The following is a 26,471-nucleotide window of genomic DNA, read 5'->3' on the forward strand; positions in this document are numbered from 1 at the left end:
TCGCGCTTCACACCGATGCGAAGATCAGACCGTGAAGACCTTCTCGCGCAACGCATGCCAGCTTGCCTCGTCGGACGTCACGAGCAGGCCGCCGTCGACGTGCTGCGGCTGGTAGCGCGAACCGTCGAAGCGGCGCACATAAGCGCCCGCCTCCTCGGCGATCAGGCATCCCGCCAGATGATCCCACGGCATCAGCTTCTGATACATGAGGAAGTGGAAGTGGCCGGCGGAGAACGCCCGGTATTCATGGGCCGCACATCGGTAGCTGGTGGCAATCCGCACCCGCGCCATGTTGCCCATGACGGTGCGGCGGTCTTCCGGCGGATAAAAGCCCGTCGAAGCGCAGCCGACGAGATCCTCCAGCGTCGATGGCGCCGGCGTGACCGACAGCTGGTCCTGCGATCCGTCTGCGCGGCACGCCCAGGCGCCCGAGCCCTTCTCGGCGATCACCCAGTCGTTGCCCATGGGGTCGTAGATGATCCCCGCGATCGTTTCGCCACCGGCGACCACGCTGGCCATCACGCCGAAGAGCGGCAGGCCGGCCGCGTAGTTGAAGGTGCCATCGATCGGATCGACGATCACGGCGAGATCGGCGCCCGCAAGCTGGCCGAGCAAGGCCGGATCGGCAGCCACCGACTCCTCGCCGATGAACAGGGCGCCAGGCACGATATCGCCGATGCGCGCCTTGATCAGGCGCTCCGCGGCTTCGTCGGCCTCGGTGACGAGATCGATCGCTTCGGTCTTCATCCGCACGTCGCCGCTCGAAAGATTGCGGAAGCGCGGCAGGATTTCGATCGCGGCGGCCTCCTGCAGCAGGTTGGCCAGTCCGGCAATGTCGATCTCGCGGGTCATGGGTGGGGTTCCGTTGTCATGGGTTTCTGGGTCGTCAGCGACTGGAAGTCGAAGAGCTTCGGATCGAGCAGATGCGACGGATTGGCATGGCCGAGCGCCCGCAGCATCGTGTCCTTGCGGCCCGGCATGCGCGCCTCGATATCGGCCAGCATCGCCTTCATCGCATTGCGCTCCAGGCCGTCCTGCGAGCCGCAGAGGTCGCAGGGAATGATCGGGAACTGCATCGCGGCGGCGAATTTCGCGAGATCGTCTTCCGCCGCGTAGGCCAGGGGACGCAGCACCGTCAGGTCGCCCTCGTCATTGACGAGCTTGGCCGGCATCGTCGCCAGCCGCCCGCCATGAAAGAAGTTCATGAAGAAGGTTTCCAGAATGTCTTCGCGGTGATGACCGAGCACGAGCGCGTCGCAGCCCTCCTCCCGGGCGATGCGGTAGAGATTGCCGCGCCGCAGACGGGAGCACAGCGCGCAATAGGTGCCGCCGGCCGGCACCTTTTCCTTCACGATGGAATAGGTGTCGCGGTACTCGATGCGGTGGGCGACGCCAATGGACCGCAGGTAATCCGGCAGGACATGCTTTGGAAAATTCGGCTGACCCTGGTCGAGATTGCAGGCGATCAGGTCGACGGGCAGCAGGCCGCGCCACTGGAGGTCGATGAGCAGCGCCAGGAGGCTGTAGCTGTCCTTGCCGCCGGAGACGCCGATCAGCCACCGCTTCTGGCCGTTCAGCATGCCGAAATCGTCAATCGCCTGGCGCACATTGCGCAACAGCCGCTTGCGCAGCTTGTTGAAGCTGACGCTGTCCGGCATGCCGTGAAAGATCGCCGGCAGCTCGGTTGCAGGCGCAGTCGGCGAACCTTCGTCGTCGCGAAGCAGCGTGGATTGAGATGTCATCGAACAAGGCTTTCCGGCAGGGGCGTTGTTCGACAACGCCGACGGCCACGAATACGTATGGACGGCCTGCCTTGCCCGCCCTGCGTGGCAAGATCAAGACAAATCGGTACGGGCGCGTGTCAGGCGCCGAACACGGACCATCCGGTGCGGTTTGCGAGCATCTCCAGCGCCACTGAGCCCAGCTGCGAGTTGCCGTTCTCGTTCAGCCCGGGCGACCAGACGGCGACCGAGGCCTTCCCCGGCGCCACGGCCATGATGCCGCCGCCGACGCCGCTCTTGCCGGGAAGACCGACATGATAGGCAAAGTCGCCCGAGCCGTCATAGTGGCCGCAGGTCAGCATCAGGGCATTGATGCGCCGCGCGCGCTGGCGGGAGACGATGGAATGGCCGGTTCCCGGCTGCTGGCCGTTATTGGCCAGGAAGAGGCCCGCCTTTGCCAGCTGGACGCAGGTCATGGCGATGGCGCAGTGGTGGAAATAGACGCCCAGAACGTGATCGACAGGGTGATCGAGCTTGCCGAACGAGCGCATGAAATTGGCGAGTGCGGCATTGCGGAACCCCGTCGCGGCTTCCGATTTCGCCACCTGCGGATCGATCGAGATGTCCTCGTCGTCGGCAAGCATCCGCATGAACCGCAGGATTTCGCCGATCACCTCCCGCGGCGTATGCCCGGCGAGGATGAGGTCGCTGATCGTAATGGCACCCGCATTGATGAAGGGATTGCGCGGCTTCCCGCCCTCCTGCTCCAGCTGCACGATGGAGTTGAAGGCAGTGCCGGACGGCTCCCGCCCCACCCGCGACCAGAGGCGCTCCCCGTGCTTGCCGAGCGCCAGCGTCAGCGTGAAGACCTTGGAAATGCTCTGGATCGAAAACGGGATCTGGGCATCACCGACGGAATAGACCGGCCCATCGACGGTCGCGATCGTCATCCCGAAGCGCTGGGGGTCGATTCGCGCCAGCTGGGGGATGTAGTCCGCCACTTTTCCCTCGCCGCGACGTGGCGCGATGGCGGCATAGATGTCGTCGAGCACCGACTGCAGGTCGAGAGATTCCGTATCCGACATGGGGTCCTCACGTCGTTGCCTGACCGTTTCCGCATGAAAAAAGCCGCCCCGAATGGAGCGGCTTTTTTCCGATTGTGCAAGGCCGAAGCCGGAACGATCGCTTATCGCGAATAGAATTCGACGACGAGGTTCGGTTCCATGATGACGGCGTAAGGCACGTCGGCAAGGCCCGGGATGCGCGCGAAGGTTGCAACCATCTTGTTGTGGTCGACTTCGATGTAGTCGGGAACGTCACGCTCGGCGAGGCTCACGGCTTCCAGAACCATGACCAGCTGCTTGGACTTCTCGCGAACCTCGATCACGTCGCCGACCTTGCAGCGATAGGAACCGATGTTGACGCGAACGCCGTTGACCGAGACGTGGCCGTGATTGACGAACTGACGGGCAGCAAAGACCGTGGGAACGAACTTGGCGCGGTACACGATCGCGTCGAGACGCGATTCGAGCAGACCGATCAGGTTCTCCGAGGTATCGCCCTTGCGGCGGTTGGCTTCGTCGTAGATCGCGCGGAACTGCTTCTCGCGGATATCGCCGTAGTAGCCCTTGAGCTTCTGCTTGGCGCGCAGCTGGACACCGAAGTCCGACAGCTTGGACTTGCGGCGCTGGCCGTGCTGGCCGGGGCCGTATTCACGGCGGTTGACCGGGGACTTCGGACGACCCCAGATGTTTTCGCCCATCCGGCGGTCGATTTTGTACTTGGACGATTCGCGCTTGCTCATCGCATTTCCTTTCAAAACGTTGCACCCGTCCGTTGCCGGACAGGATGAAGGAAACACGCCCTCCTCTGAACCGCTTGCGCTGTTCTGACAGGTATCTCACATAAAGCTAAGGGAGACGCCACGGGACATGTCAAATAAAACACCGGGCGTTTCGGCCCGGCGTTGTCGCGGTGTTTAGGGGCAAGCCACAGACTTGTCAACCTGGTCGGCGCGCGGACAAGGCAGGACGCAACCCGCCCGTTCGATCCTGCTCCCCGCAATCGTGAAAGCCTGCGCTCGTGAAACCCTGCGCTTGTGAAACCGTGGGCCCCCAGCCGAGCACAGACACCCGTTGTCTCGGCCCGCGGCATCGAAAGCCCGCCGCCCCGCAACCGTTATATCCATGTCGAAACGGCCCTCGGCGGCGCCGAAGACGTTCGGGTATCCACAGGCTCACGTTTACTCCGCGGCGCTGCGCTCGTCCATCTCCAGGGCGGCGTTCGGGTCGCCGGGCGCCGTCTCGGCACTCAGATCGGGAAAGGCGACGATCCGGCGTCCTGCCGCGTCGCCATGGACGACGATCAGCCCCTGCTCCTCGAAATAGCCGAGAAGGCGGCGGGCGCGTCTGGCCGAATGCGTGCCATACGCCCGCGCGATCATCAGGTCGGACGGGCATGACTGCCCCCGCAGCGCCGCCTGCGCCACGTTGAGGAACACGCCCTGCAGATCTTCCGTGACCTGCCGCGAAAGATCGAGGGCGGTTTTCCACGCATCGCTTGCCGCCGTTTCGGCATCGACGCCGGAGCGGCTGATCGCCATCTTGCGGCGGAACGCCGGCAGCGACAGGGCCGCACCCGGCACCCGTCTGATCCGGCAGCGCACCAGAAAATCCTGGAACAGCTCCGCATCGGCCCGGAAGGCCGCGCCGGGATGGTCGAGGATTTCAGAAAGGATCTGGTCCAGCAGCGCCTCCCGGTCGGCCGGCGGCATGTCCGGCTGTTGCGGGCGCGCCTCGACGGGCGCGACAGGCTCCGGACGCGGACGCGAGAGCTCCGCCAGGATATCGGTCGCCGGCCGAGGCGCCGGCGCGACACGGCGTGTCAGCGGCCGGGTCAGTTCGTCCGGGTCGGGCGTGAAGATCAGATCCTCGACATCCGCGACAGCCTCCGGAAGCGGCGTCAGCATCGGGCTGGTGGAGCGCGCCGAGGTCTCGACCGTTCCGATCGTTACGGGCAACGGCCGGCGCGACAGGGCCGGGCCAAGCGCCACGAAGGATCCGCGCTTGAGGTCGCGGAACATCTCCGCCGTGCGCCGGTCCATGCCCAGGAGATCGGCGGCGCGTGCCATGTCGATATCGAGAAAGGTGCGCCCCATCAGGAAGTTGGATGCTTCCGCCGCCACGTTCTTGGCCAGCTTGGCCAGCCGCTGCGTCGCGATCACACCCGCCAGGCCGCGCTTGCGGCCACGGCACATAAGGTTGGTCATCGCACCGAGCGAGAGCTTGCGCACCTCCTCGGTCACGTCCCCGCCGACCGACGGCGCAAAGAGCTGCGCCTCGTCGACCACCACGAGGATCGGGTACCAGAACTCGCGGTCGGCGTCGAAAAGCGCGTTGAGAAACAGGCCGGCCGTGCGCATTTGCTGCTCGATGTCGAGCCCTTCGAGCGAGAGCACGCAGGAGACGCGGTGATGGCGGATGCGCGAGGCGATACCCACCAGTTCCGCTTCCGTGCGTTCGCCCTCGACGACCACATGGCCGAACTTGTCGGCCAGCGTGACGAAGTCGCCTTCCGGATCGATGATGCACTGCTGGACCCAGGGTGCGGACTGCTCGAGGAGACGCCGCAGGAGATGCGACTTTCCGGAGCCGGAATTGCCCTGCACCAGAAGCCGCGTCGCCAGCAGTTCCTCGATATCGAGCGGTACGGACTTGCCGTCGAGCGCCGTCCCCATGTCGATGCCGACCTTCATGAAACCCTCGTTCTCATCCGAATTGCCGCGCCGCCACGCCGCCAGCCTGCAGGTCTATCAGAATTTCCGCCGTGCTGCGCCCGCCATCGGGCGCAACCCACAGCTAAAGCGGCGGTGACACCGTCAGCCCGAATCCCTGCAGCAGCCGCCGGGTCGAAAAATCCGGGGCGGCCGAGGTGAAGATGGCCGGGTCGATGCCCGTCAGCGGCACGTAGCTCTCGGCCGCGGGCACCAGCCGGCGAGCCTGCCGCGCGATCGCCTCCGCCGGATCCAGCCAGTCGACAGGCCAGGGCGCCAGCTTGCGGAAGAGATTGGCCATGAAGGGATAATGCGTGCAGGCCAAGACGACGATATCCGTGCGACGGCCTCCGGCCTCCTGGAAGCAGGGCGCGATCTCCCTCAGCACGGCCGCATCCTCGAGCGTCTCGCCGCGCACATAGGCCTCCGCCATGGCGGCCAGCGGCTGCGACCCCACCAACTGCACATCGCACTGCGCGGCAAACGACTGGATGAGGTCGCGCGTATAGGCGCGCTTGACCGTGCCGGGCGTCGCGAGCACGGTGACCATGCCGGACCGGGTGCGTTCCGCCGCCGGCTTGATCGCGGGAACGGTGCCGACGAAGCGCATCTGCGGAAACGCGGCACGCAGGTCCGCCCCCACCAGCGTGAACGCCGTGTTGCAGGCGACGATGCAGACCTCCGGGTCGTGCTGGGCGATCAGATCGGCGAAGAGACCGACGATGCGCGTCTTCAGCGCCGCCTCGTCCGTCCAGCCGCCATAGGGAAAACCGGCATCATCCGCGACATAGACGAAATGCCGCTCCGGCATCAGCACGCGCGCCTCGCGCAGCACGGTCAGACCGCCGATACCGCTGTCGAAGACGAGGACGGGCTTCATGTCAGCCTTCGCTCTCGTCTGGCATCGTCGTTTCCGGCGCCACCGTCCGGCCGGCCCCGCTCCGTCCGTCGGCCGGTGCGCCCGCACCGCGCGGCGTTTCCCGGGTAAACCGGTCGAGCGACGAGATGACGCCGCGAACGACGCGGATTTCCGTGGCGCTGAAACCCGGCCGCGTCAGCACGGCGCGCAGGTTGTCCACGAGTTTCGGACGCTTGGCGAGCGGGCGGAAGTAGCCGCGGGCGTCGAGCGCCTCCTCGACATGGTCGAACAAGCCCTGCAGATCCGTCTTGGTCGCCGGCTGCTGTGGCAGCGCCTGGAACGAGGTCTCATCCTCCGACGCCATGGACGTCTTCATCCACTCGTACGACATCAAAAGCACGGCCTGCGCCAGATTGAGCGAGGCAAAGGCGGGATTGACCGGAAAGGTCACGATCTCGTCGGCCAGCGCGATCTCCTCATTGGTCAGGCCCGTACGCTCGCGCCCGAAAAGGATGCCGGTCTTCTCGCCACGTGAGAAGCGCCCGCGCAGCGTCTCCGCCGCAACGCCCGGCGCGCGCACCGGCTTGTAGCCGTAACGGTCCCGTGCCGTCGTCGCATAGACGAAATTGAGGTCGGCGACCGCCTCCTCCGTGGTTTCGTAGAGCTTGGCCTGATTGATGACGTGATCGGCGCGGCTTGCGGCGGCCTGCGCCTTTTCGCTCGGCCATCCATCGCGCGGGTTGACCAGGCGGAGTTCGACGAGGCCGAAGTTCGCCATCGCCCGCGCCACCATGCCGATGTTCTCGCCCAGCTGCGGATGAACCAGAATGATCGCCGGTCCTTCCGCCAGAAGCGGGCGCTCGCTGTTCGTGCCTGCCATATCGTCCTCGTTTCCTGCGTGCGCGGCGTTTCTGCGTGCGCGATAGGGCGGGCACCGCACGGCCGACCCCCGATGCCGCGTTGTCCTGCAGCCGTCCTCGTTTGCCGCTACGTCGCACAGATCGGCAGATTTTGAAAGACGCCGCCTACTGTGCGCCTTGGGCGGCAATCGCGGCGAGTTCGTTCTTGAGCGACCCCTGCTCGCCGCCGCGCAGGATATCGTCGATCACGGGCTTTCCGTTCTCCTCGACGACGATGAAGTGCAGTTCGGCCGGCTTGCGCTCGCCGGGATCCTCGAGGCAGGACACATTGTCGAAGGTGACCGCGACGTCCGCGCGGGCATCGACAGGCGCCGCCGGCACGATCTTGACGTCCTTCAGCGAGCAGCTGTCCTGCCCGCTGACGATCGGATCGTAATCAAGCGGGGAATCGCCGTCTTCGAAAGCCGGAAACCGGGTCGCGTCCTTGTAGACGCGGGTAAAATCCCGGCTGTAGATCCGGTTCAGGCGCTCGTCGTCGAAATAGTCCCGCGGTTCGCCCACCGGCGTTTCCGACCAGCCATTCTGCGCTTCGGCCATGATTTCCTTGACCGGCGCCGTCACATCGGCGGCCTGTGCCGCCCTGGCGGTCAACGTCGTCGCCACGATGGCGGATGCGGTCACGAATAGAAGAAAGGAAATGGATCGTTTCACGCAAGGCTCTCCTGGTGCGTCCCCGGACCGTCTCGCGGGGGTGTCTGTGGCGCGTCCTCCGCCTGCGGCGCGGGCTCCAATCGCGACAGTGTCTGCGCGATCATTTCCAGGCCGACAAGGGACGATGGCCGCGATAGGCGGAAATGACGGCGCTTGCGCGGCAGCGACGGGCGCTTCGTCAAAAATAAGCTGCCGCCCCTCGCCTCGATCCGATCGACGGCGGCCAGCGCCTCCGCCACCAGAAACGCCATCCGGTCCTCGGAAGGATCGCAGGCTTCCCGACCGTCCTCCGCGGACTTGTCCTCTTCCCTCGAGGCCTCGTCTCGTGATGAGAGCTTCCCGACGGGCGCTGCGGCCAGCCCGCCGGCAAAGGTGCGCGCCCAGTAAGTCGCCGTCATCAGCGTCATCAGGGTCTGGCGAACGACGCCCGGCCGGGTCACGAGCTGCCAGGGAGAGCCGAGCGGTCGGACGACGGAGGCGAGCTCCGCATACGCCTGCTCCAGAACCTGCGAGCCGTGGATGAGATCGAAGCCGCTGCGTCCCTCGGCGGCGTCGTGCAGAAGACGCCGCAGGGCGGTACACCAGTGCCGCAGCGCCTCGCCCGCCAAGGCGTCGGTGCGGGACGGAAAGACGAGGAAGGCCACCGCAAGCCCGGCGAGCGAACCGATCACCGTTTCTTCGAGCCGGAGCACGAGCACGTTCAGCGTCAGGCTGCCGATCAGGCTATAGACCAGGGCAAGCACGATCGACACGAAGAAGGTCATGGCCGCATAGGAGACAGCCAGGAGGTAGAAGGCGAGAAAGACGCAGACCGCGGCCAGCCCCAGAATGACGGATGTCATCGTCTGCAGCAAGCTTGCAGCGACGAGGCCGACCGTGATCCCGAAGAAGGTCCCGATCGACCGCTGCACGGCACGCATCGCCGTATCCCCGCGCGAGCGCGTGTTGGTGAAGACGAGAAAGGCCGAGAGCACGGCCCAGAACCATCGCTCCCGGGACAGCATCAGCCCGAAGACCATGGCGATCGCAGACGCGAGCGTGATCTGGATCGCGCGCCGCACCGCCGGATCGTCCAGCGAGATGCCGGATGTCGTGGCCGCACCGGGCTCGGCCGGACCCGGCTTTGCCGTTGGCGCACCGTCCGGCGCCGAGACGAGCTCGGACACCGCACCCGCAAGCCTGCGGCGCACCGCGTCGAGCGACAGGCAGGCGTCGATGGCCTCGAGCCGATCGGGATCTTCCCCTGCGGAATGCCCCGCGCGCCTTGCATGCCGTTCGACCGCCTCCCGGGAGCCCTTCTGCAGCGCAGCGATCAGGGGCGCCGGTAGCGCCGCCTGCCGCGAGAGCATGACGAGGCTTTCCGCGACGACATGCGCCTCGAACAGCGCGATCGTCACCGCGCTCCGACGCGGGTCGTCCCGCTCGGCGTCATGGCGGCCATCCGTCTCCGGGCGTGCCGGGACGAAGCTCTCGGCCATCAGAACGGCATCCTTCAGCCGCTCGACATGCCGGTCCGTCTTCGACCGATCGGTCGCTGGCCACATCCGCGCGTCGTTCGCGCCGCGCGCAGAGGACAGCTGCGCGAGAATGCGGTCGATCCGTGTTTCCACGGCGGCGACGGACCGGACGAGATCGAGCCGCCAGTCCTCCGCAAGGACGAAGCGGCGAACCCCCTGCCCGACCAGAAGCGCCGTCAGCGGCCCGAGCGCCGTCGCCGGCAGGTCCGGCAGCGCCGGCCGCAGGTAGGCGCCGATGAAGTAGGACATGAAGGCGAACATGCCGAGCGCGAAACCGCGGGGCCCGAAGCGTCTGGCATAGGTCGCCGCGAAGATCAGCACGAGGAAGACGAGGTCCGAGACCAGCCGCGTGCCCTCGAGGAGAGCCGCAAGCCCGACGACCGCAACGCAGAGGCCGCAGCCGAGAAGCCGCGTCACGAACTGGTCGTGCAGCGTGGTGTCCTTGACCGACAGACCGCTCTGGATCGACAGCGTGATGGCGAGCGCATAGGCAGCCTTGGGCAGAGGAAGCCAGAAACCCTGCAGCGCCGCCAGCAGGGCCACGGAGAGGCAGACGCTCAGCGTCACCCGGAGCCCGGTCCGCAGCCGTGAAAAGGCCGGGTCGTTCGCCAGCAACCGGTCGCGAAGAGACGAGATATCCACCATCATGCCCGACCCGCTGGTCGCCTGTTTTCAAACGAAAAGATCGCAAAACCCGCCCATGTTTTCGCACCCGCCGGCCGTTCTGGGGCCTTTGCCTTCGGCCTTGCCAATGCTATAGCGCCAGCTATCGTCCGTTCCGCAAACGGGGGCATTCACACCATCGAGCCCCATTCCAAGCTACGAGGCACGTTTTCATGACCAAGATCAAGGTTGCCAACCCCGTCGTCGAACTCGACGGCGACGAGATGACCCGCATCATCTGGCAGTTCATCAAGGACAAGCTGATCCACCCCTATCTGGACATCGACCTTGAATACTACGATCTCGGCATGGAAAACCGCGATGCAACCGACGACAAGGTCACGATCGACGCTGCCAACGCCATCAAGAAGCACGGCGTCGGCGTCAAGTGCGCCACCATCACCCCGGACGAAGCCCGCGTCGCGGAATTCGGCCTCAAGAAGATGTGGAAGTCGCCGAACGGCACGATTCGCAACATTCTCGGCGGTGTCATCTTCCGCGAGCCGATCATCTGCAAGAACGTGCCGCGTCTCGTCCCCGGCTGGACCAAGCCGATCATCGTCGGCCGTCATGCCTTCGGCGACCAGTACCGCGCGACCGATTTCAAGTTCCCCGGCAAGGGCAAGCTGACGATGAAGTTCGTCGGCGACGACGGCACGGAAATCGAGCACGAAGTCTACGACGCGCCGGCTGCCGGCGTGGCCATGGGCATGTACAACCTCGACGAATCGATCACCGATTTCGCCCGTGCATCGCTGAACTACGGCCTGCAGCGCGGCGTGCCGGTCTATCTGTCCACCAAGAACACCATCCTCAAGGTCTATGACGGCCGCTTCAAGGACATCTTCCAGGAGGTCTTCGAGAAGGAATTCGCGGACAAGTTCAAGGAAGCCAAGATCTGGTACGAACATCGCCTGATCGACGACATGGTCGCCTCGGCGCTCAAGTGGTCCGGCGGCTACGTCTGGGCCTGCAAGAACTATGACGGCGACGTCCAGTCCGACATCGTGGCGCAGGGCTTCGGCTCGCTCGGCCTGATGACCTCGGTCCTGATGACGCCGGATGGCCAGACGGTCGAAGCCGAAGCCGCCCACGGCACGGTCACGCGCCATTACCGCCAGCACCAGAAGGGCGAGGAAACCTCGACCAACTCGATCGCCTCAATCTTCGCCTGGACGCGTGGTCTCGCCCACCGCGCCAAGCTTGACGGCAATGCAGAGCTGACGCGATTTGCCGACACGCTGGAGCGCGTCTGCATCGAGACCGTCGAGAACGGCTACATGACCAAGGATCTCGCGCTCCTCATCGGTCCCGACCAGCCCTGGCTGTCGACCACCGGCTTCCTCGACAAGATCGACGAGAACCTGCGCAAGGCCATGGCGGCCTGATCGACGGTCGAACAGGTCTGGAAAACATCGGAACCCGGCTCACCGCCGGGTTCTTTCGTTTAGGCCACGCCTTCTCAGGATATATACGTGTTCTATGAAATAACATTGGGCGGAATCACATAGAGAACGTCTCTCACACAGCGCACGAGGAGACGGCATCCTCGGCGCTCCGCGTTCCCGCATGACATATCAGCCGTGGAGTCCCGATGCCCGAAGCAATCCGACCGACGATCCGCCCCTGATCGCGCAGGACCGGGCTGAGTGGGAACCGATGTGGCGTGCCTATCTCGCGTTCTACGAGACGGAGCTGCCGGCGGCGCAATACGACCTGACCTGGGAACGGCTGCTCGATTCCGCAGAGCCGATGCACGGTCTCGGTGCCTTCTCCGGCGAAGGTCGGCTCATCGGCCTTGCGCACATCATCTTTCACCGGTCCTGCTGGCTGCCGGACTGGACCTGCTACCTGCAGGATCTCTTCGTCGATCCTGCCAGACGCGGGTCGGGCACGGGCGCCGCCCTCATCGAAGCCACCGCGGATCTCGCGCGGGAAAAACAGGCGGGTCGCCTCTACTGGCTGACGCAGGACACCAACGCTCCCGCCCGCCGCCTCTACGACCGCATCGCCGCCGCCTCCGGGTTTGTTCAGTACCGGAAGCATCTAGAGCCGTAACAAGGCGGCGAGGCATCGGAAACGGGGGAATGGACCGAGGCGCCCTTCGACGACGCTCAATCGATACCGTTACCTGGACGGAGCGATTGACTTCTCATTAGGCATTGCTCATGTTGGGTCCACTGCGGAGGGAGATGCGGATGTCAGCAAAGACTCTTCTGATGGCTCTGGCCCACTACAAATACCGCAGTGACGATGAAATCCTGAGGGCTCTGGCGTCCTGCGAGGATGACGTGCCAACGGATACGATGACGGCCGCGCGCCGCGTTCTGCATCATGCGCATCTCGTCGACACGATATTCGCCGCCCATCTTCAGCGACGCACCCACGATTTCAGGGGGAGCTGGCAGCTCGTCCCGCCTTCGCTGGACGAGCTCTCGCAGTCCATGCGCGACATCGACACCTGGTACATCGCGTACATCACCGGCGTCACCGATGCGGACCTGGACGAGCGCATCGATTTCACCTTCACGGACGGACAGAAGGGGCGCATGTCGCGCGAAGAGATGCTGGCCCACGTCATCACGCATGGCGGCTATCACCGCGGCGAGGTTGGGCGGCTCGTTCCGGACATCGAAGCAACCGCCATGCGGGATGTTTTTGCCGGATATCTGCACGCAGCGGAACCCGAGCGCCGCCAGCCGAGCATGTGAGGCGCATCGCGAATCTTGACAGTCGAGATCCCCATGCATGTCGCCCAAAGGTGTGCAGCGGTTTCGGGAAACGACGTGCATCAAAACAAGGACTTAAGCGCATTGCGTGACTCCTTTTTCCACGCGACGCGCATTAAAAGCACGGCCCGAACGCGCCCCATTCGAAGAGCCCTGCCGTCCGTTGATGACGACAACCGACGGCTTGTCTTTCGAAAAAGCGGACGAGAACCGCCCATTGAGAACATGGCCTCGGTGCAGGGGTCTTCAAGGGATCCTTCTCTCTGCACTTCACGGGGAAGACGGACGTCATCGGAGCACTCCGCGTGATTTCGTCGAAAACCTCAGTGGCTTCATGAAGATTGAGGTCGAGCGAGGGCCCGAAGGCGCTTGGTCCGGGAAGCTCGGGAATTGGGTGACCGCATGTCCTGGCGGATATCTCCAGCCAACACGATGGTACCACGCGTCTGCTACGCAGCCTCCGCACCGCCTCGGGGGTCTGACGCAGAACGTTCCGATGGACAATCGGCGAAACCGCCTTCACGCATCATACGGCATCATAACTGGTCCCCGCAGGATGGGGCACGCACGGCCGTCTTCCGGTTCAACGCGCTTCAGACCGTCGTCAATCAAGGCGATAAGGGCGGGGCGGCCGAGGCGCGCAAGGCGGTTCTCCGGACCAGGTACCGACAACGCGCAGAATCGTCCGCCAACGCGATGCGCCAATCACCACGGCATGCGCCGGTGCCCACGGATCACCCTGAGATTTTCGAGGAGACGCGGCGCTCAGCCCGGCAGTGCCCCGTCCCATCCTCGCTGATGACGTCCACGCGCGATACCTGCGCAGACGACAACGACCGCCGGTGACGGCGGCCGATATGGTCAAGATCCCGCCCTTCGATCAGGCCGCAGCCGCGATCTCGGCGATGCTCCGTGCGACCGCCTCGATGGCTTCCGCGGCACGGGTGCCGTCCGGGCCGCCGGCCTGGGCCATGTCGGGGCGGCCGCCGCCCCCCTTGCCGCCGAGCGCGGCAGAGGCGATGCGGACGAGATCCACGGCGCTGTGGGACGTGACGAGGTCCGCCGTCACGCCGATGACCGCACTGGCCTTGCCGTCGTCGGCCACGCCGATGAAGGCGACGATGCCGGAGCCGAGGCTCTGCTTGCCGTCGTCGGCAAGCCCCTTCAGGTCCTTGGGATCGACGCCGGTGACGACCTTGCCCAGGAACTTGATGCCGCCGATGTCGCGCGCGGCATCGGCAGAGCCGGAGGCGCCGCCACCGCCAAGCGCGAGCTTGCGCCGCGCATCGCCCAGTTCCCGCTCGAGCTTGCGCCGCTCGTCCATCAGGCTTTCCACGCGACCGATGAGGTCGCCGGGCTGAACCTTGAGGGCAGACGCCAGCGTCTTCACGCGTTCGTCCTGTTCGGCGAGATAGGTGAGCGCCGAGATGCCCGTCAGCGCCTCGATGCGGCGAACCCCCGAACCGACGGCGCTTTCACCGAGAATCCGCACGAGCCCGATCTCGCCGGTTGCACCGACATGCGTGCCGCCGCAAAGTTCGACCGAATAGGGACGGCCGGCCTTCGTGCCCCGCACGCCCTGCCCCATGGACACGACGCGAACCTCGTCGCCGTATTTTTCGCCGAACAGCGCCATCGCGCCTTCGGCGATCGCATCGTCGACGCTCATCAGGCGGGTCGTCACCGGCGTGTTCTGGACGATGATCTCGTTGGCCATGTTCTCGACAATCTTCAGCTCTTCGGCGCTCATCGGCTTCGGATGCGAGACGTCGAACCGCAGGCGCTCGGGCGCGACGAGCGACCCCTTCTGCGCCACATGGGTGCCGAGAACCTCGCGCAATGCCTCGTGCAGCAGGTGCGTGGCCGAATGGTTGGCGCGCAGCCGGCCGCGGCGCGCGTGATCGACGGTGAGCGCCACCGCATCGCCGGCCTTGATGCTGCCCTCTTCGACCGTCGCGGTATGGACGTAGACGCCCTCGCCGCGCTTCTGCGTGTCGGTCACGACGAGGCGTGCACCATCGGATGCGATGACGCCAGTATCGCCCATCTGGCCGCCGGACTCGCCGTAGAACGGCGTCTGGTTGACGACGATCTGGACGCTCTCCCCGACGGATGCCGCCTCCACGAGCGCTCCGCCGCGCACCAGCGCCTGCACCACGCCTTCGGCCGTCTCCGTATCGTAGCCGAGGAACTCCGTTGCGCCGAAGCGATCCTTGAGCTCGTACCAGATGGTCTCCGTCGCCGTGTCGCCGGACCCCGACCAGCTGGCGCGGGCCTCGGCCTTCTGCCGCTGCATGGCGTCGGTGAAGCCGGTGAGGTCGACGCCGATGCCGCGGCCGCGCAGCGCGTCCTGCGTCAGGTCGAGCGGAAAGCCGTAGGTGTCATAAAGCTTGAACGCCGTCTCGCCGTCGAGCGTGTCGCCCTTGTCGAGCGTGGCCGTCGCATCCGCAAGCAGACCGAGCCCGCGATCGAGCGTCTTGCGGAACCGCGTTTCCTCGAGCTTCAGCGTTTCCGAGATCAGCGGCTCTGCCCGGACCAGTTCGGGATAGGCTCGGCCCATCTCGCCGACCAGGGCCGGCAGCAGCTTCCACATCAGCGGCTCGCGGGCACCCAGCAGTTCGGCATGGCGCATCGCGCGGCGCATGATGCGGCGCAGAACATAGCCGCGGCCCTCGTTCGACGGCAGCACGCCATCGGCAATCAGGAAGGCTGCCGACCGCAGGTGATCGGCGATCACGCGGTGGCTGGCACGCCGGTCGCCCTCAGCCTTGACGCCCGTCGCTTCCTCGGAGGCCGAGATCAGCGCGCGGAAGAGATCGATGTCGTAATTGTCATGCTTGCCCTGCAACAGGGCCGCGACGCGCTCGAGGCCCATGCCGGTATCGATCGACGGGCGTGGCAGGTCGAGACGCTGCTCCTTGGTGACCTGCTCGTACTGCATGAAGACGAGGTTCCAGATCTCGATGAAGCGATCGCCATCCTCGTCCGGCGAGCCGGGAGGACCGCCCCAGATGTGGTCGCCATGATCGTAGAAGATTTCCGAGCAGGGACCGCAGGGACCGGTATCGCCCATCGCCCAGAAATTGTCGCTGGTCGGAATGCGGATGATGCGGTCTTCCGACAGGCCGGCGATCTTCTTCCAGAGACCGAAGGCCTCGTCGTCGGTGTGGTAGACCGTGACCAGGAGCCGCTTGGCATCGATGCCGAACTCGCGGGTGATCAGGTTCCAGGCCAGCTCGATCGCGCGTTCCTTGAAATAGTCGCCGAACGAGAAGTTTCCGAGCATCTCGAAGAAGGTGTGGTGGCGCGCGGTGTAGCCGACATTGTCGAGATCGTTGTGCTTGCCCCCGGCCCGCACGCATTTCTGCGCCGTGGTCGCCGTCGAATAGGGGCGCTGTTCCAGGCCCGTGAAGACGTTCTTGAACTGCACCATCCCGGCATTGGTGAACATCAGCGTCGGATCATTGCGCGGAACCAGCGGGCTCGACGGCACGACGGTGTGGCCGTTCGTCTTGAAATAGTCGAGGAAAGTCGACCGGATCTCGTTTACGCCGCTCATGTCTGGTCCTTCGTCCCTGCGCACCCTGGCGGCTGCTGACGAGCGGCTCCGGGCAATCTCGATGGTTGATCGTACTCGCAAAGGCGCCGTCCATCGAAACAGGGCGCTCGCGCGAACCCGAGGCTTTTATCGCTCGCGCAAATGCCTGTCCAGCCGCATGTCCGGCTGGACGACCCGCAACCTCCCGATCCCGCAAACAATCACCCGCATTTTTGAACGACGCTGCCCTGCAAGACCGCCTCTCCAGAAGGAAACCAGCGTGCAGACGGCAGAGCAGAGCGTGCAGACGGCAAAACGGCCGCTCCAGGCAGGAGCGGCCGCGGATGACGCCGCACGATGACGACGAATAAGAGAGACGAGAACGCGAGGCCGTGACCGCCGTCCTCAGATGCCGGAACCCCAGGCGAGGCCGACCGATCGAACGGCGCCTCTCCGGAAGTTGTCCTAGCCGAGCGCGGCGTCGTCGCCGTCGCTGTCCGGCTCCGGACCACCGTCCTCCAGGAACTTCTCGGCGATCAGGCCGGCATTCTGGCGCAGCGACTGTTCGATCTCGCGCGCCGTTTCCGGATTGTCGCGAAGATAGGACTTGGCATTCTCGCGGCCCTGCCCGAGGCGCTGGCTGTTATAGGAGAACCAGGCGCCCGACTTCTCGACGATGCCCGCCTTGACGCCGAGGTCGACCAGTTCGCCGGTCTTGGAGACGCCTTCGCCATACATGATGTCGAATTCGACCTGCTTGAAGGGCGGTGCCATCTTGTTCTTGACGACCTTGACCTTGGTCTGGTTGCCGATCACTTCGTCCCGCTCCTTGACCGCGCCGATGCGGCGAATGTCGAGACGGACCGAGGCATAGAACTTCAGCGCATTGCCGCCCGTCGTCGTTTCGGGCGAACCGAACATGACTCCGATCTTCATGCGGATCTGGTTGATGAAGATCACCATGCACTTCGACTTGGAGATCGACGCCGTCAGCTTGCGCAGCGCCTGGCTCATCAGGCGGGCCTGCAGGCCGGGAAGGCTGTCGCCCATCTCGCCCTCGATTTCCGCCCGCGGCGTCAGGGCCGCAACCGAATCGATCACGAGCACGTCGATCGCGCCGGACCGAACGAGCGTGTCCGTGATCTCGAGCGCCTGTTCGCCGGTATCCGGCTGCGAGATCAGAAGATTTTCGAGATCGACGCCGAGCTTGCGGGCATAGACCGGATCCAGCGCGTGCTCCGCATCCACGAAGGCGCAGACGCCGCCGTTCTTCTGCGCTTCCGCAATGGTCTGCAACGCCATCGTCGTCTTGCCCGAGCTTTCCGGCCCGTAGATCTCGATGATGCGGCCCTTGGGGAGCCCGCCGATGCCGAGTGCGATATCCAGGCCGAGAGACCCCGTCGAAACGGTCTCGATCTCGACAATGCTGTCTTTTCCACCGAGCTTCATGATCGATCCCTTGCCGAACGACCGTTCGATCTGGGAGAGTGCTGCTTCCAGCGCCTTGCTTTTGTCCACCGATTTGTCCTCTACGAGCCGCAAAGAGTTCTGAGCCATTTCATCCACCTTTAGGTTATCGGGTCAATCGAGGCAATGAACCCGCCGCTGGTCTGTATGTACTCTTTTTGTTCTCGTTTCGCAAGAGGCCTTCAACGCATTGACGCAGCAATCGAATTCGATGTTTGTTCGCTGGACGTTCCACATCTCCCATGTCCTTGATGCAAATCCCTGTTTCGCACGCCGCCACCCCGCGAATCGGTTAATGGACAGCGGGAAACGGGGAGAAACGCGATGAAGAACGTGGTCGTTTTCGGCGGTGCGCATTTCGATCGCCGGGGCCGCATTGCCGGTGCGACGACGCTTGGCGCCAGCAATCCCGGACACTGGTTCGAAGAAGCGGGCGGCGGCGGCTTCAATGCGGCCCGTGGCCTTGCGCGCCTCGGCTGCGCTGTCAGCATGGTCGCGCCGCGCGGCGGCGATGCGCAGGGGGAGACGGTCTCGCGCGCAGCGGAGGCGGCGGGCGTCGTCGATCGGTCGTTCACCTTTCTCGACCGTCGCACGCCGAGCTACACCGCGATCCTCGAGGCCGACGGGAACCTGATCGTCGCACTTGCCGACATGGATCTCTACGCCCTGTTTTCGCCGCGCAGGCTTCGGCAACGGGCGCTGCGCGATCTCGTGGACGCCGCCGACCTCGTGCTGGTCGATGCAAACCTGCCGTCGGATACGCTGCATCACGCCTTGCGGATGGCCAAGCAGGCCGGCGCGGCCACGGCGGCCATCGCCATCTCCCCGGCAAAGGTCGGCAAGCTTGCCGCGGCCTTCGCCCATCTCGACACCCTGTTTCTCAACGAGGCCGAGGCGACGACGATCGGCGGCGAGAAGAGCGTGACGGCGGAGGGTTGGCCGGCGATCCTGCGCAGGGCGGGCATTGCCGCCGGCGTCGTCACGCGTGGCGGCCGCGCCGCCGTCGCCTTTCGCGGCGATTTGGTCGCCACCGTGCGGCCACCCGATATCGATGCGCTTGCGGACGTCACCGGCGCTGGAGACGCACTGGCAGCCGGCTTCCTGGCCGCATTCCTTGGGGGTGCGGATCTCGGCTCCTGCCTGCAGGCGGGCGTTGCCGCCGCCGCGGTCACCGTGCGCTCGCCACTCGCCGTCGCCGAGGATCTCTCACCCGAACGGCTGGCGCAGGAATTGCGCCTTGTGTCTCCCGCCGAAATCCTGTCTTCACAGGCCCATCACAGCAGTGCCGAAAAGGATGCCCCATGACCCGCCCCATCTCGCATGATCTCCCGATCGCCTACTCCGCCGAGGTTGCCGCCGCAAAGGCGCGCGGCTCGGCCATCGTGGCGCTGGAATCGACCATCATCACCCATGGCATGCCCTATCCCGGCAATCTCGACATGGCCCGGAGCGTCGAGGGGATCATTCGCGATCAGGGCGCCGTTCCCGCAACGATCGCCGTGATCGACGGCACGCTGAACATCGGCCTTGATGCCGAACGGCTCGAGGCGCTGGCCCAGACGCGCGGGGCGATGAAGGTCTCGCGCGCCGATCTCGCCTTCGCGATCGCCGAGCGCCGCACCGGGGCGACGACGGTTGCCGCCACCATGATCGCCGCGGCGCGCGCGGGCATCCGCGTCTTCGCCACCGGCGGCATCGGCGGCGTGCATCGCAAGGCGGAGGAGACCTTCGACATCTCGGCCGACCTCGAAGAGCTTGCCCGCACCGGCGTCATCGTGGTTTGCGCCGGCGCGAAAGCCATCCTCGACGTCCCCAAGACGCTCGAGGTGCTCGAGACCCGCGGCGTGCCCGTGGTCACCTATGACAGCGAGATCTTCCCGGCCTTCTGGTCGCGCGACTCGGGCCTGAAGAGCCCTCTGATGCTGAACAGCCCGGCGGCAATCGCCAATTTCCAGCGGATGCGCGATCGCCTTGGCATCGATGGCGGCATGCTCATTGCCAATCCTGTGCCCGAGGCAAGCGAAATCCCGCGCGACGAGATGGAGATCTATATCGCCCGCGCGCTCGACAATGCCGATCGCGACAAGATCATCGGAAAGGCCGTCACGCCCTATCTGCTGCAGAGCATCTTCGAGCTGACCGACGGCCGGAGCCTGGAAACCAATATCGCCCTGGTGGAAAACAATGCGCGCCTCGCCGCAGAAATCGCCGTCGCCATGATGTAAGGCAAGGCACCAGCGAGACGGGTGCACCGTCCCCGTCTCGCGTGCTTGCCGTCTCGCCTGCTTTCCGTCTCGCCTGGATTCTTGCTCGCTATCTGCTCCGGCTCGCCTTCGGCGCCGCCTCACCTGTTGGCGTCGTCCAACAGTCCGGACAGGCTCCAGGGCACGTCGCCCTGCTGGTTGGCGATATCGTCGACCTTCCAGCCGCCATGCTCCCGGACCAGCGTGTAGTAGAGCGTCACCCGTTCCCCATTTTCGAAGCTCACCTCCAGCTCGGCCCGGTCATCGATGACGATCGGCGGGCTGAGCGTCACATGTCGCGCGCGGCCGTCATTGCCGGAAATCACCGGATCGAAGTCGATCGCGCCGACCTCGCCGTCGGGCGTGCGATCGCGGTCGGCCTGGAAGCGGGCGTTCAGCGCATCCGAGAAGAAGGGCGTATAAGGCGATGGCGCTTCCGCATCCGTGTCGTCCGGGTCGTAACGATAGAGCGCCCGGATCAGGGCCTCGGGCGTCTTGAAGGTGTCCGCGAGGCTCGGCCCGGCGGTAAACAGCACGAGAACCGTACCGAGGAGAAGCAGCAGCAGACGCATCGACAGATCCCGATCGTTGACGGCCACCATGGACCGTGTCGCAGCATTTCAGTTGTCCATGACCGAGCGACACGGCCAGGGCCGTCTCAGGGCCGTCCCTAGTCTGGCCTAGGGCCGTCAACGACCGCGTCGCGCGGGCACGCTAGCTGTCCAGCATCTCGCGTACGGCCACAGCCAGCTGCTTCAGCGAGAACGGCTTCGGCAGGAAGCCGAATTTCGCATCGGCCGGCAGGTTGCGCGCAAAGGCGTCCTCCGCATAGCCCGACACGAAGATGAACTTGAGGTCGGGATAGGTCTTGCGCAGCTCCCGCAGGAGCGACGGCCCGTCCATCTCGGGCATGACGACGTCGGACACCACGATGTCGACCATGCCGTTCAGCTCTTCCATCACTTCCAGCGCCTCGACGCCGGAGCCCGCTTCGTAGACCTTGTATCCCCGTGTTTCCAGCATGCGCTTGCCACCGCGGCGCACGGCCTCCTCGTCCTCGACGAGCAGAACGATGGCGCTGTCGCCGGTCAGGTCCGTCGGCTCCTCGGCCTTGGCAGGCGCGGAGGTCGCGATCGTCGACGCCTGGTCAGCCGCCCCGGCCTCGCCGGAGGCCGGCAGCGCCTCCTCGATGAAGCGCGGCAGAAGGATGCGGAACGTCGTGCCCTTGCCGACTTCGGATTCCGGATAGATGAACCCGCCGGACTGCTTGACGATGCCGTACACCATGGAGAGGCCGAGGCCCGTTCCCTTGCCGACCTCCTTGGTGGTGAAGAACGGTTCGAAAATCTTGTCGACGATCTCGGGCGCGATGCCCGTGCCCTCGTCGCTGACCTCGACGATCACGAAATCCTCCGCCGGAAGCTCGCGCCGGTTCAGCGCCGCCGCCTCGTCGGCCGGAAGATTGCGCGTCCGGATCGTGATCGTGCCGCCGTTCGGCATGGCGTCGCGGGCGTTGACCGCCAGATTGATCAGCACCTGCTCGAACTGGCCGAGGTCTGTGCGGACCGGCCAGAGGTCACGGCCATACTCGACCTCGAGCTTCACATGCGTTCCAGTCATGCGGTCGACCAGCATGCGCAGGTCGCCGATGACATCCGTCATGTTCAGGACCGTCGGCCGCATGGTCTGCTTGCGCGAGAAGGCGAGCAGCTGGCGCACCAGCACCGCCGCGCGGTTGGCGTTCCGCTTGATCTCCATCAGGTCGGCAAAGCTCGCGTCCGATGGCCGGGCCGAGAGCAGAAGGTGGTCGGACGACAGGAGGATGGCGGTCAGCACGTTGTTGAAGTCGTGCGCAATGCCGCCGGCCAGCGTTCCCACCGCATTCATCTTCTGCGTCTGGGCCATCTGGGTCTCCAGCGCCTTCTGCTCGGTGATCTCCACCGCATAGACGATCGCCGCTTCTTCGGGCGCCTGCTCGCTCTGGTCGATCACGGCGTTGACGTAGAAGCGGAAGAATCGCTGGTCGTCGGTCGGATGCGGCAGGTCGAGCGGCGCGATATCACTCTGCCGATCCTTGGCCGCAGCCAGCGCCTCCTGCAGGCGGCCACGCTCGGAAACGCGGGCCACGCTCTCCAGCAGCGCGCCGCGCTCCATGTCGTCCTGCGACACGACGCCGGAGAAGAGCTTCAGGAACGGCGCATTGGTGCGCAGGATCCGGCCGTTGCCGTCGACGGAGGCAATCGCCATGGGCGTGTTGTTGAAGAATCGCGTGAAGCGGATGGCCGCAAGCGAGGCGGACGGATCGGCCTCCTCGTCCACCGTGCGGGCGAGCACGATGGTCCGGCTTTCGCCGGGCGCTCCGTCGCGGGCAGACGAAACCCGGTGCACCATGCGCACGGCAAAGCTCTGTCCGTTGGCGCGGCGAAGGTCGAGATCGAGCGTTTTCGTCTTGCGCAGGCCGGGATCCGCCTGGACCGACTGCACCAGCGCCAGCCCCTCGCCTGCCACGAGATCCGCGATGGTCATCGAGCCGGGCTGAAACTTCGTGAGGTCGAGACCCAGCCAGTCGGCAAGCGTCGCGTTGATATAGAAGATCTCGCCCTTCTTGCCCGCCGAGAAGAAGCCGGCCGGCGCATGGTCGAGATAGTCGATGGCGTTCTGCAGCTCCTTGAAGAAGCGCTCCTGGTCGTCCCGATCGGCCGTGATGTCGGAAATCTGCCAGATGTAGAGCGGATTGCGGTCGGCATCTTCCAGCGGCAGCACGCGCGCCTTCAGCCGGAACCAGTGCGCACCCGAGCCGGCCGACCCGCCGGCCGCCCGCAACGGCTTCATCAGCCGGAACTCCTCGTGGCCGGCCTTGCCCTCGCGTAGGCCGTTCGTCAGCCGGTAGATCGCCTCGGTCGCTTCGCGATCGCGCGAGAGAATGGTCTCGAGCGACTGCACGTCGGTCGCCTTCTCCGTGCCGGTCAGCGCGCCATAGGCGGCGTTGGCATAGACGATCCGCCCCTTGCGGTCGGTGATCAGCGTTCCCTCGGGATGCCCGTCCAGAAAGGCGCGCGCGAGCTCGTCGGGGCGGGACTGTGGCATCACCTCGATGAAACCGATCACGGCGGACACGAGAAAGAAGATGCCCACCATCGCCAGGATGCCGAGAATGCCGAGGACGACCTCGTTGCCGAGCTGGTTCTTGAAGATCACGAACGCCGCTGCCGAGGCGATCAGCACGATCGCCAGAAGCACGATGCGCAGCACGGTCCCCGGACGCGTTCCCCGATCGACGATCGGCATGCGATACTCGTCTGCCTGTCGCAGTTTCGTCATCAGGGTCCTCGTTGCCCCGCCGCCTGAAGGGTCCCGGCCCATGAAAGGTCCGCGCATGCGACGTCATTGGTCGATTCTCTTTATCAGCCGGCGTCCGTCTGACAAAGCGTTCTCAGAGGGTTACCGGGACAAAACCGATCCGAATTCACAAGGAATCTCGGGATCGTAGCCGAATGGGACCTATTCCAGCACGGGTTCCGGCCTTCGGCCGCGTGCGTGCCCCGTCGCTTAGCTGCTCGCTTGCCCGGTCGCCTGCCTCCTCGGGCATACGTCTCGAAAGGACCGCCTCAGCCTGCGCCCGCAACCGTCGGCACCGGAGCGGAAGCGTCCGCCGCGATTTGCGCGATGCGGCCGGTTTTCCACCCCTGGATCTCTGGACGCAATCGCCTCCCGCTCCATTTACCGGGACAACGCGTTCTCACGGCTTGTTTCCACCGGCAAAAAGACGTCAATTCCCATTTTACGGCGTCGTCCCACGCCGTCCGTTTCAGACGAGGAGAGCGAAGATGTTTGAAGATGTCGTCGGCAACAACGGCGGTCGGTTCATCATCGCGGCCGTCGCCGTGGCTGCCGGGCTGCTGCTGCTCGTGGCCGTCCTCTGGTTCATGCGCAATCGCGCCTCGTCGCCCTTCATCCGCGGCGGCAAAAATCGCCAGCCCCGCCTCGCCGTCCTCGATGCTGCCGCGGTGGACACCCGCCGACGCCTCGTTCTCGTGCGTCGCGACGATGTCGAGCATCTCATCATGATCGGCGGTCCGACCGATATCGTCATCGAAAGCCGGATCGTCGGCGCCAATCCGGGACTGGAACCGATGAACGCCGGAAACGCAGCGATCACAGCCGCACCCTCGGCGGCCCGGATCGCCCCTCAAGCCGCGCCGGCGAACCTTGCCCGACCCCCGCGGGCCGACGCCCTGCCCGCGCCCGCCGCACGGATCGCGCAGGAGCGACCGGCGGAGACCCGTGCCGAGCCGCGACCGGCCGCCCGGCCTGATGCCCGTAACGAAGCCAGGCCCGATGCGCGGCCCGAGGCGCGGCAAGACACCCGTCTCGAGACCCGGCAGGACACCCGTCCCGTGGCGCGCCCATCCAGCCCGGCCGCACCGTCTCCGGCCGTCGCCGCGACGGGCGTGTCCAACATGGGCCAGGCGCTCTATGGAGAGGAAGCAAGCGCGCCGCGAACCGCGCCCGACGCCCGGGCCGTTGCATCGCCCAGCACGACCCCGCGCGCAGCAGCGCCCGCACCCCGCGCCGCGCCCGAAGACATCCTCGAGGCCGCCCGTGCGCGCGTTCTCCCGCAGATCGCCGCCGCGCCCGCCGCGGTGGCCCCGTCGCACGCGACATCCCCAGTGCCATCGTCGCCCCCCGCGGCTGCGGCCAAGGGCGGTCCCGCAGCCGCCGAAGCCGGCAGACGCGATGAGGCCCGCGATTTCGAGCGCCTGCTCGACGCGCAGATTTCCGGGGATCTCGGCCGCCTCGCAGCGGACCCCGCACCCCGCGCGCCCTCGATCGAAGCGCCCCGCGCCGCGCCGCGCAAGGAGCCGACGCTGGAGGAAGAGATGAACCGGATGCTCAGCGAGATGGGGAACGACCGCAAGGCGTGATGCAAGCGCCTCGTCCGTCACGAAAAATGGCCGCCGGAGGCGACCATTTGGCAGGGGACAGGACGGATCGGTCGGGGCGAACGATCACTCGTCGCGATAGACCTTCTCGCGGCGCTCGTGGCGTTCCTGCGCTTCGATGGAGAGGGTGGCGATCGGACGGGCGTCGAGGCGGCGCAGGCCGATCGGCTCTCCCGTTTCCTCGCAGTAACCGTACGTGCCCTCGTCGATCCGCTGCAATGCGGCGTCGATCTTGGAGATCAGCTTGCGCTGGCGGTCCCGCGCGCGCAACTCGATGGCACGATCGGTTTCCGAAGAGGCGCGGTCGGCAAGATCGGGGTGGTTGGCGCTTTCTTCGGCAAGGTGGCCCAGCGTTTCGCGCGCTTCCCGGAGAATATCGTTCTTCCAGGCATTCAGCTTCGCCCTGAAATAGGCGCGCTGGTTGGAATTCATGAATTCATCGTCTTCGGAAAGAACGAAGGTACCAAGATCGATCTTCTCACTCAACGCGATTCTCCTGAAGAACATCTCATGCGGCGGGTCTATAGACCTATGAACTGCGTGTTTCAAGTCTCAGCAAGAGCCGCGCGCATATTTCAAATTGCTCGAAAACGAAGCTAGCGGCCTCATATTTCACCAGAATTACAAGACCATGACAGCCACTCGGTGGGTCGACGCCGACGCGCTGCCTTGCCACGCCAGGTTCGGGATCACACAGGATACAATCGCGGCCCAAAAAACGGGCAATCTTTTTCGCGCGCCCGTCAGCTCGTCCCCGCAAAGCTCTGGGGAATTCGTCGGGGCGCTTGATCTTTGCCGGCGCGCGGGAGACAAGACCGGATCGCAGTCGTCCGGTGCCCGATCCATGTCGTCCGAAATGTCCCATCCCGCCCTGTTTCTCGTGCGTCATGCGCGTGCGGGAGCCCCAAGGGCCGGAGAAAGGGACTTTGATCGGACCCTCGACGATGTCGGTCGGAGCGATGCGGCGCGCGTTGCCGACCTCTTCGCGAACCAAGGCTGGTCTCTCGGCGACATCATCTCTTCGCCCGCCCGCCGCTGCCGCGAGACCGCCGGCATTCTGCAGGGCGCCGCGCCCTCGGCATCGATCTCCTTTGCGCCACCGCTCTACGATGGCGGGCTGGATGCCTATCTCGCCGCCATCGACGACCACGGCGCGTCAGCCGACCCTGGCCTGCCGATGACGATCGTCGGGCACAACCCGATCCTCGAGCAACTGGCCTGGGAGTGTCTCGGCACGACGGTCGCGGCGGGCGCCCTGCCGGCCGGTTTCCTGCCGGGAATGATCGTTGCGATCGCCCGCAGGCAGGATGGCGCCCCGGACGAGCGTCCGAGCCGGCTGGTGGCGGTCCTCAAACCGTAAACCGCGAGGATGCGACCGGCCGCCGGTCTCGAGAACCGTCCCGTTCATCTTTCCGCCGAGCGTGCGGCTCCCTATATCGCATTCGGGT

The 26,471-nt window shown here is 65.5% G+C and carries 21 protein-coding genes; 7 read left to right on the forward strand and 14 right to left on the reverse strand.

Going from position 1 to position 26,471, the window contains the following annotated elements:
• Positions 1-24: 24 nt before the first annotated feature.
• The 9 genes from ASG25_RS11615 to ASG25_RS11655 form a co-directional block, all read right to left on the reverse strand.
• Complete coding sequence (locus ASG25_RS11615; RefSeq protein WP_062473658.1) at positions 25-852, reverse strand: inositol monophosphatase family protein; 828 nt, start codon at positions 850-852, stop codon at positions 25-27.
• Positions 849-1,658: a tRNA 2-thiocytidine(32) synthetase TtcA gene (ttcA, locus tag ASG25_RS11620; RefSeq protein ID WP_156379756.1), complete on the reverse strand. Its 810-nt coding sequence runs from the start codon at positions 1,656-1,658 to the stop codon at positions 849-851. The genes ASG25_RS11615 and ttcA overlap by 4 nt, the downstream gene beginning before the upstream one ends.
• Positions 1,659-1,861: 203 nt before the next feature.
• Positions 1,862-2,806 (reverse strand): glutaminase, encoded by a 945-nt coding sequence (locus ASG25_RS11625; protein WP_062473660.1) that lies wholly within the window; start codon positions 2,804-2,806, stop codon positions 1,862-1,864.
• 101 nt (positions 2,807-2,907) lie between these two features.
• The gene (rpsD, locus tag ASG25_RS11630) at positions 2,908-3,525 is read right to left on the reverse strand and encodes a 30S ribosomal protein S4 (RefSeq protein WP_062473662.1); all 618 of its coding nucleotides are present in this window, start codon (positions 3,523-3,525) and stop codon (positions 2,908-2,910) included.
• 438 nt (positions 3,526-3,963) lie between these two features.
• A complete protein-coding gene (locus ASG25_RS11635) occupies positions 3,964-5,475 on the reverse strand; it encodes an ATP-binding protein (RefSeq protein ID WP_062473664.1) in 1,512 nt (503 codons plus the stop codon).
• 103 nt (positions 5,476-5,578) lie between these two features.
• A complete protein-coding gene (gene murI / locus ASG25_RS11640) occupies positions 5,579-6,373 on the reverse strand; it encodes a glutamate racemase (protein ID WP_062473666.1) in 795 nt (264 codons plus the stop codon).
• A 1-nt stretch (position 6,374) separates the two neighbouring features.
• Positions 6,375-7,232 (reverse strand): RNA methyltransferase, encoded by an 858-nt coding sequence (locus ASG25_RS11645; RefSeq protein WP_062473668.1) that lies wholly within the window; start codon positions 7,230-7,232, stop codon positions 6,375-6,377.
• 145 nt (positions 7,233-7,377) lie between these two features.
• Positions 7,378-7,923: a hypothetical protein gene (locus ASG25_RS11650; protein ID WP_062473670.1), complete on the reverse strand. Its 546-nt coding sequence runs from the start codon at positions 7,921-7,923 to the stop codon at positions 7,378-7,380.
• Entirely contained in the window at positions 7,920-10,088 is a 2,169-nt protein-coding gene (locus ASG25_RS11655) for an FUSC family protein (RefSeq protein ID WP_244475285.1), read from the reverse strand. Before ASG25_RS11655 ends, ASG25_RS11650 begins: the two co-directional genes overlap by 4 nt.
• A 188-nt stretch (positions 10,089-10,276) precedes the next feature.
• Between ASG25_RS11655 and ASG25_RS11660 the strand changes: the two genes are divergently transcribed.
• The 3 genes from ASG25_RS11660 (at position 10,277) to ASG25_RS11670 (ending at position 12,814) form a co-directional block, all read left to right on the forward strand.
• Complete coding sequence (locus ASG25_RS11660; RefSeq protein ID WP_062473672.1) at positions 10,277-11,491, forward strand: NADP-dependent isocitrate dehydrogenase; 1,215 nt, start codon at positions 10,277-10,279, stop codon at positions 11,489-11,491.
• Positions 11,492-11,762: 271 nt separating this feature from the next.
• A complete protein-coding gene (locus ASG25_RS11665) occupies positions 11,763-12,161 on the forward strand; it encodes a GNAT family N-acetyltransferase (protein ID WP_244475312.1) in 399 nt (132 codons plus the stop codon).
• Between the two features lie 140 nt (positions 12,162-12,301).
• Positions 12,302-12,814, forward strand: a complete 513-nt coding sequence (locus tag ASG25_RS11670; protein ID WP_062473676.1) for a DinB family protein — start codon at positions 12,302-12,304, stop codon at positions 12,812-12,814.
• A gap of 898 nt (positions 12,815-13,712) precedes the next feature.
• Here ASG25_RS11670 and alaS read toward each other — a convergent pair.
• The gene (gene alaS / locus ASG25_RS11675; RefSeq protein ID WP_062473678.1) at positions 13,713-16,391 is read right to left on the reverse strand and encodes an alanine--tRNA ligase; all 2,679 of its coding nucleotides are present in this window, start codon (positions 16,389-16,391) and stop codon (positions 13,713-13,715) included.
• Positions 16,392-16,835: 444 nt separating this feature from the next.
• Complete coding sequence (gene recA, locus ASG25_RS11680) at positions 16,836-17,927, reverse strand: recombinase RecA (RefSeq protein ID WP_062473680.1); 1,092 nt, start codon at positions 17,925-17,927, stop codon at positions 16,836-16,838.
• Positions 17,928-18,161: 234 nt separating this feature from the next.
• Between recA and ASG25_RS11685 the strand changes: the two genes are divergently transcribed.
• A complete protein-coding gene (locus ASG25_RS11685; RefSeq protein ID WP_062473682.1) occupies positions 18,162-19,142 on the forward strand; it encodes a carbohydrate kinase family protein in 981 nt (326 codons plus the stop codon).
• Entirely contained in the window at positions 19,139-20,062 is a 924-nt protein-coding gene (locus ASG25_RS11690; RefSeq protein ID WP_062473684.1) for a pseudouridine-5'-phosphate glycosidase, read from the forward strand. The genes ASG25_RS11685 and ASG25_RS11690 overlap by 4 nt, the downstream gene beginning before the upstream one ends.
• 119 nt (positions 20,063-20,181) lie before the next feature.
• Here the strand turns inward: ASG25_RS11690 and ASG25_RS11695 are convergent, their stop codons facing one another.
• Positions 20,182-20,652, reverse strand: a complete 471-nt coding sequence (locus tag ASG25_RS11695; protein ID WP_062474530.1) for a DUF3828 domain-containing protein — start codon at positions 20,650-20,652, stop codon at positions 20,182-20,184.
• Positions 20,653-20,794: 142 nt separating this feature from the next.
• On the reverse strand, positions 20,795-23,401 hold the full coding sequence (locus tag ASG25_RS11700) for a response regulator (protein ID WP_062473686.1): 2,607 nt from the start codon (positions 23,399-23,401) through the stop codon (positions 20,795-20,797).
• A 506-nt stretch (positions 23,402-23,907) separates the two neighbouring features.
• On the opposite strand from ASG25_RS11700, the gene ASG25_RS11705 reads away from it, so the two are divergent.
• Entirely contained in the window at positions 23,908-25,005 is a 1,098-nt protein-coding gene (locus ASG25_RS11705; RefSeq protein ID WP_062473688.1) for a flagellar biosynthetic protein FliO, read from the forward strand.
• A gap of 84 nt (positions 25,006-25,089) precedes the next feature.
• On the opposite strand, the gene dksA is transcribed toward ASG25_RS11705, so the two are convergent.
• Positions 25,090-25,509, reverse strand: a complete 420-nt coding sequence (dksA, locus tag ASG25_RS11710) for an RNA polymerase-binding protein DksA (RefSeq protein WP_062473690.1) — start codon at positions 25,507-25,509, stop codon at positions 25,090-25,092.
• A gap of 358 nt (positions 25,510-25,867) precedes the next feature.
• Between dksA and ASG25_RS11715 the strand changes: the two genes are divergently transcribed.
• Entirely contained in the window at positions 25,868-26,383 is a 516-nt protein-coding gene (locus ASG25_RS11715) for a histidine phosphatase family protein (RefSeq protein WP_062473692.1), read from the forward strand.
• Positions 26,384-26,471 lie beyond the last annotated feature (88 nt).

Source organism: Rhizobium sp. Leaf384, from assembly GCF_001424065.1.
Taxonomy (GTDB): Bacteria; Pseudomonadota; Alphaproteobacteria; order Rhizobiales; family Rhizobiaceae; genus Ferranicluibacter.

Coding starts and splice junctions, on each gene's coding strand:
- ASG25_RS11655 (WP_244475285.1), bottom strand. CDS start 10,088: ATGATGGTGGATATCTCGTCTCTTCGCGACCGGTTGCTGGCGAACGAC.
- ASG25_RS11670 (WP_062473676.1), top strand. CDS start 12,302: ATGTCAGCAAAGACTCTTCTGATGGCTCTGGCCCACTACAAATACCGC.
- rpsD (WP_062473662.1), bottom strand. CDS start 3,525: ATGAGCAAGCGCGAATCGTCCAAGTACAAAATCGACCGCCGGATGGGC.
- ASG25_RS11705 (WP_062473688.1), top strand. CDS start 23,908: ATGTTTGAAGATGTCGTCGGCAACAACGGCGGTCGGTTCATCATCGCG.
- ASG25_RS11665 (WP_244475312.1), top strand. CDS start 11,763: ATGTGGCGTGCCTATCTCGCGTTCTACGAGACGGAGCTGCCGGCGGCG.
- ASG25_RS11690 (WP_062473684.1), top strand. CDS start 19,139: ATGACCCGCCCCATCTCGCATGATCTCCCGATCGCCTACTCCGCCGAG.
- ASG25_RS11685 (WP_062473682.1), top strand. CDS start 18,162: ATGAAGAACGTGGTCGTTTTCGGCGGTGCGCATTTCGATCGCCGGGGC.
- ASG25_RS11660 (WP_062473672.1), top strand. CDS start 10,277: ATGACCAAGATCAAGGTTGCCAACCCCGTCGTCGAACTCGACGGCGAC.
- ASG25_RS11645 (WP_062473668.1), bottom strand. CDS start 7,232: ATGGCAGGCACGAACAGCGAGCGCCCGCTTCTGGCGGAAGGACCGGCG.
- ASG25_RS11695 (WP_062474530.1), bottom strand. CDS start 20,652: ATGCGTCTGCTGCTGCTTCTCCTCGGTACGGTTCTCGTGCTGTTTACC.
- ASG25_RS11715 (WP_062473692.1), top strand. CDS start 25,868: ATGTCGTCCGAAATGTCCCATCCCGCCCTGTTTCTCGTGCGTCATGCG.
- ASG25_RS11700 (WP_062473686.1), bottom strand. CDS start 23,401: ATGACGAAACTGCGACAGGCAGACGAGTATCGCATGCCGATCGTCGAT.
- ASG25_RS11635 (WP_062473664.1), bottom strand. CDS start 5,475: ATGAAGGTCGGCATCGACATGGGGACGGCGCTCGACGGCAAGTCCGTA.
- ttcA (WP_156379756.1), bottom strand. CDS start 1,658: ATGCCGGACAGCGTCAGCTTCAACAAGCTGCGCAAGCGGCTGTTGCGC.
- ASG25_RS11615 (WP_062473658.1), bottom strand. CDS start 852: ATGACCCGCGAGATCGACATTGCCGGACTGGCCAACCTGCTGCAGGAG.
- recA (WP_062473680.1), bottom strand. CDS start 17,927: ATGGCTCAGAACTCTTTGCGGCTCGTAGAGGACAAATCGGTGGACAAA.
- ASG25_RS11625 (WP_062473660.1), bottom strand. CDS start 2,806: ATGTCGGATACGGAATCTCTCGACCTGCAGTCGGTGCTCGACGACATC.
- murI (WP_062473666.1), bottom strand. CDS start 6,373: ATGAAGCCCGTCCTCGTCTTCGACAGCGGTATCGGCGGTCTGACCGTG.
- alaS (WP_062473678.1), bottom strand. CDS start 16,391: ATGAGCGGCGTAAACGAGATCCGGTCGACTTTCCTCGACTATTTCAAG.